The following is a 5,504-nucleotide window of genomic DNA, read 5'->3' as shown; positions in this document are numbered from 1 at the left end:
CCCCCGCGCGGCCGTCACCGCCCCCGGCGGACGACGGTGTCCGTCTCGTGCGCGTCCCCGTCCCTCCGATGGTGCGGCACCCCCTGGCGCTGCAGCGCGCCCTGCGCCCGCTCAAGCGTCGGGTGCCCTCACCGAACGGGCAGGTCCTCGACGAAGAGGCGACCGCTCACCGCATCGCCCGCCTGAACGCCCGGCCGGACGGCTGGCTGCCGGTCATGCGCCCGGCCAAGGAGCGCTGGCTGCGGCTGTGCCTCGTGTACGACACCGGCACCACGATGCCCATGTGGCGGCCCCTGGTCCACGAACTGCACACGACGTTCGCCCAGTCCGGCGTCTTCCGCACCGTCGAGCTCCACCGGGCGCGCCCGGACGGGACGGTCCCCGCCCAGGCCGCCGCCGCGTCCGCGGACGGCCGCACCGTGACGCTGCTCATCAGCGACTGCATGGGCCCTCAGTGGCGGGAAGGGGCGGCGGGCGACCGCTGGTACCGCACGCTGCGGCGCTGGGCGGAGCACATGCCGCTGGCCGTCGTGCAGCCGCTGCCCGAACGCCTGTGGCACACCACCGCCCTGCCCACGGCCCCCGGCCTGCTCAGTGCGCCGTGCGCCGCCGCCCCCTCCGGCGCGCTCTCCTTCACGCCGTACGACGCCGCCAGGCGCCCGCCGGACGATGCCGTGCCGCTGCCCGTGCTGGAGCCCGGCGCGGCCTGGCTCTCGCACTGGGCGTCGCTCGTCGCGGACCCCGGCGGCGCGTGGTTCCCGGCCGCGGTCGGCTGGGTGGGCCGCTCCCCGGCGCCGCCGGACCCCGAGGAGCACGAGGACGTGGCCCTGCTCTCCGCCGAGTCGGTCGTGCTGCGCTTCCGCTCCACCGCGTCCCCCGAGGCCTTCCGCCTCGCCGGCCATCTGGCCATGGGGACGCCGCACCTGCCGGTCATGCGTCTGGTCCACGCCGCCGTCGAGGAGCATCCGCGCCCGCAGCACCTGGCCGAGGTGATCCTCAGCGGCATGCTCACCGGCGTACCGGACGGGCCCCCGGGCGCGTACGCGTTCCGCGACGGCGTACGCGACGTCCTGCTGCGCAGTCTGCCCCGCACCGCGCGCGGCCGCACCCGCCAGTTCCTGGCCCAGGTGGGCGGTCTGATCGACGACAGGGCGGGGGCCGCGCCGGGCGAGCTGCGGGCGGGCGCCCGGGTGGGCCGCGACCGTCCGCACCGAGCGGACGGTGCGGACGAACCGCCGCTGGAGGCCGAGCCGTTCGCGACGGTGAGCCAGGAGAGCGCCCGGCGGCTCGGCGGTGTCTCCGGGCTGCTCGCGGGCCGCTACCGGCTGGACGGGCCCGCCGGAGCGGAGCCCTCGCTGTGGCTCGCGCGGGACAGCTGGCAGGGCGACGAGAGCGTACTGGTGCGCACCTACCCGCGTCCGGAGCAGTGGCTGAAGGAGGCCTTCAGCGGCCTCGCGCACCGGCTCACCCAGGTGCGCCACCCGAACGTCGCCGCCGTCCGCGACTACGGCGTCGAGGACGAAACCCCCTATCTGGTCCACGACTTCGTCGAGGGACGGACCCTGGACCGGCTGACCGGGCGGTCACCGGACCGCCTCCCCGACTCCGACCTCCTGCCCCTCGTCGCTCCGCTGGCCGCCACGGTGACCGCCCTGCACGCCGAGGGCATCGCGCACGGCGCCGTACGCCCCTCGAACGTCGTCGTCACGCCGCTCGGCCCGCTGCTGACCGGCCTCGACGTCAAGGCCTTCGACGCCACGAGCCGCGAGGAGGACCTCCGGGACCTCGGGCATCTCATCCGCGTGATGTACGGCGGGACCTGGTACCCCGCGTCCCGGCACCTCACCATGAACCTCGCCGGCCTGAATCTCTCCGACGAGATGCAGTGGAGCCTGCGGGATGCCGTCAGCGGCCTCCTGTCCGACGGGCCCGAGGCCCAGCGGCGCGGCGCGGCGCGCCTCGCCCGCCTCGACCCGGAGCCGGAGTACGACCGCCGCTACTCCCTGCTCGGGCCGCTCGCCGTCAGCCATGACGGGCGGCCGCTGGCCACCGGCTCCGGGCAGGAGCAGGCGCTGCTGTGCATGCTCCTGCTCCGGGAGCGCGGGGTGACCTACAACGAGCTGATCGACGGCCTGTGGGGCTCCGCCGCGCCGAAGGACGCCCGCCGTCTCATCGACGCCTACGCCTCCCGGCTGCGCAACGCCCTGGGGCCCGACTCCGTGCGGGCGGCGGGCTCGCACGCCCTGCTCCTCCAGTCGGACGCGGACGACGTCGACCTGTTCCGGTGCCGGAAGCTGGCCGCCCACGCGGTGGAGGCACGGAGCGACGGCGACATCGAAGGCGCGTTCCGCCTCGTCCAGAACGCTCTCGACCTCTGGTACGGCGAACCCCTGGACGGTGTCCCCGGCCCGGCGGCGGACGCCGCCCGCGCCGACATCCGGGCGCTGCGGCAGTCGCTCGTCCGCATGCAGCGCGAACTCGCCCAGCAGCAGCAGGAGTCCGGGCCCGACTCCGCCGAACTCGACGAACTGCTCCAGGAGTTCCCGCACGCCGACGACGAGAGGCTCGCACCGCACGAGGCGCACCCCGCCGTCGACCTCGCCGCGCTCGACACCGCACAGAACGAGCCAGACGCGCCACCCGCCCGGACCTTCCTCGCCTTCGACTCCACGGCCCGCGACACTCCCGCCTCCGCCCTGCGCGACCTGGGCGAAGTGGTGTCGCGGTTCCTCGTCCAGGGCGGCATCGGGCCCGAGCAGTTCGCCCTGTCGCCCCGCGCCCGGGGCTGGGACGTGACCGTCGCGCCCGAGGTCCACGCCCTCCAGGTCCTGACCGTCGTCCTGCGTGAACTGCCGCGCTCCCTCATGGAGTTGGCGCCGTTCGGCGTCGCGGTGACGCTCACCCGCGACCCGGACCGGACCCCGCCCGTCGTGGAGCTGCCCGCCGAACGCGCACGCCTGCTGAGCGGCACGAGCACCCGGCAGGCCGTCGTGATCGTCTCGGACGACCTCCACGACGATCTCGTACGTTCCGGGCGCTTCGGCACCGTCCGCTTCGAGCGGGTGCCGCAGTCCGACGACTGGTACCACTCGATCGCGTTCGGCTCGTCCCTCGCCGCGCCGAGCGCCGTGCTCCTCGGCTTCGACGGCACCCTCACCCGTCTCTTCCCCGGCAAGGCGTCCTCCGACGCCGCCCGCCGCCTCGCCCTGCTGGCCGTCGAGCGGCGCGACGTGGACTCCGCGCTGTCCGGCGAGGCCGCGCCGCCGGGGGCCCCGGGCGGCCCCACCTCCGAGAACCCGGGGACGTACCACCCGCTGGACGTGCTGCGCGCCTACGAGCAGGCGGACGACGAGCGGATCGCCCACGAGATGAGCGTCCTCCTGGAGGAACTGGAGACACGCGCCGCCGAGGCCGCCCGTCCCCTCCCGCACTCCTCGACGCTGCTGCGCTCGCTGACCCGCTCGCGGATCGGGGCACGCGTCGCCGTCGTCACCGACGTCTCGCCGCGTGCCGTGTCCGCGTACATGGAGGCACACGGCCTGCCCTCCCCTCGGGGCGGGATCCATGGCCGCGACCACGACCGCCTCCGTCTGCTGCCGGCGGCCGACTGCCTGAGCCGCGCCCTGGAGCGGCTGGACACGCCGCCTGACCGCTGTCTGATGGTCGGCGCCCTGGCGCAGGAGGCGACGGCGGCGGGCGCGCTCGGCATTCCGTTCATCGGGTTCGCCGGCGACGACCGGCGGCGCGAGCGCCTGCTGGACGCCGGGGCCCTACGCACCGTCAGCTCCCTGTCGGAACTGGCCGGTCTGGCCGACCACACGGCCTGAACGGTCGGGTCCGGCAAACCGGTCCCGGCCTGAACGGTCGGGTCCGTTCTGGTCCGTTCTGATCCGGTCCGGCCGCACTCGGCCGGGGACGGTCGGAACCGGTCAGCCGGGCGCCTTGCGTACCCCTTCCCGCGCCCCTTCCCGCGCGCGTCGCACGCCTCTGACCGAACGAGTCACACAAAGCCGCCAGATCGGCGAGTATGCGCCTTTTCGGTGGCGATGCCTCCGGGTCCACTGGAACCACCGCACTGCCTGCGACTCCGTCAACACCACCCGTGCGGCGGCACCCCGCCCGGCTCAGCTCAGCGCGCGCGCCGTCCGCGCCCACCGCACGATGCGAGACAGGACCGCCGTCCGACGGTCCGTACGGTCTGCGCTCTCGGGAGGATCTGCCATGACCGTCAGTCTGGAGCAGTTGCGCCGCTGCCATATCGCCGTCGACCTGGGGGCCGCGCGGACCCGGGTCTTCGTGAAGGGTTCCGGGCTCGTCGTCGACGAGCCGAGCGCCGCCGCCGTGAACACCCGCACCGGCGCGCTCATCGCGGTCGGCCAGTTCGCCGAGCAGATGACGGGGCGTACGCCCGGTTACATCAGGGTGGTCCGGCCCGTCTCCGGCGGCACCGTCGTCGACATCGAGATGGCCCAGCGCATGCTGCGCCACCTGCTGGGCGAGAAACTGCGCCGCGCCCTGCGCCGCAAGCCGCGGCTGCGCGCCGCCGCCTGCACCCCGCACGACGCCGACCCGCTGGCGCAGCGCGCCGCCGTCGAGACGATGGTCGGTCTCGGGGCGCGCCGCGTGGAGCTGGTGGACACCCTCATCGCCGCCGCGGTCGGCTGCGGCCTGCCCGTGGAACGGCCCGAGGCGACGATGATCCTGGTCTGCGGCGCCGCCACGACCCAGGTCGCGGTGCTCTCCCTGGGCTCGATCGTGACGGCCGAACGCATCCCCGTGGGCGGCGAGGCCATCGACCACGCGATCGTCCAGCATCTGCGCCACCAGCACGAGTTGATGCTGCCCTCGCAGTCCGTACGTCCCCTCCAGCTCGCCCTGAGCGGCAACGGCCTCACCCCGCACGGCCCGGAGTCCACGGAGATCCACGGCAGGGACGTGGCGACCGGCCTGGCCCGCTCGGTCCAGGTCGACACGGCGGCGGTGCGCGACGCGATCCACACCCCGCTCACGGCCGTGCTCGACGGCATCGGCAAGGTGCTGCGCGACTGCCCGCCGGATCTGGTGGCCGACCTCGCGGACCGCGGAATCATGATGGTCGGCGGCAGCGCGCTCCTGCCGGGCCTCGACCAGATGCTCCGGGACGCGACCGGAATGCCCGTACATATCGCGGAACGGCCTGATGTGTGCGCCGTGCTCGGTCTCGGTGCCATGCTGGAGGGCAAGATCCAACCGCTGGTCCTGGACCCGCTGTCCGGCTGACCCGGCGCACCACGCCGCACCACGACACGGAGTACGTCACCGAGATGCCCGAAGGAGCAGACGCACCGCTGCCCTCGATGCCGTTGCTGGAGGCGGTCCTCGCGGTCGGCACCGACCTCGAACTCCGCGCCACGCTCCAGCACATCGTGGACAGCGCGGCCCGGCTGACCGGGGCGCGCCACGGCACGCTCACCACGCACGGCCACTCCCCCGGCCCCGAGGGACCGGGGGAGTGGCCGTGCGTG

At 74.7% G+C, this 5,504-nt stretch carries 2 protein-coding genes and 1 pseudogene; all 3 read left to right on the top strand.

Annotated elements, in window-relative coordinates; all coding sequences use genetic code 11:
- Positions 1 to 68 precede the first annotated feature (68 nt).
- Positions 69 to 3,827, top strand: a complete 3,759-nt coding sequence (locus tag AOK22_RS33335) for an SAV_2336 N-terminal domain-related protein (protein WP_055702450.1) — start codon at positions 69 to 71, stop codon at positions 3,825 to 3,827.
- A 394-nt stretch (positions 3,828 to 4,221) separates the two neighbouring features.
- Positions 4,222 to 5,259 (top strand): rod shape-determining protein, encoded by a 1,038-nt coding sequence (gene mreB, locus AOK22_RS33330; protein ID WP_055702449.1) that lies wholly within the window; start codon positions 4,222 to 4,224, stop codon positions 5,257 to 5,259.
- A 44-nt stretch (positions 5,260 to 5,303) separates the two neighbouring features.
- Positions 5,304 to 5,504 (top strand): annotated as a pseudogene (locus AOK22_RS40350) (hypothetical protein); the annotation flags it as partial.

The sequence above is a fragment of the Streptomyces silaceus genome, assembly GCF_001419745.1.
Taxonomy (GTDB): Bacteria; Actinomycetota; Actinomycetes; order Streptomycetales; family Streptomycetaceae; genus Streptomyces; species Streptomyces silaceus.
This window is presented reverse-complemented; position numbering and strand designations above follow the sequence as displayed.

Bases quoted from the DNA above. Each gene is read 5' to 3' on its own strand.
- AOK22_RS33335 (WP_055702450.1), top strand. From the start codon at position 69: ATGGTGCGGCACCCCCTGGCGCTGCAGCGCGCCCTGCGCCCGCTCAAG.
- mreB (WP_055702449.1), top strand. From the start codon at position 4,222: ATGACCGTCAGTCTGGAGCAGTTGCGCCGCTGCCATATCGCCGTCGAC.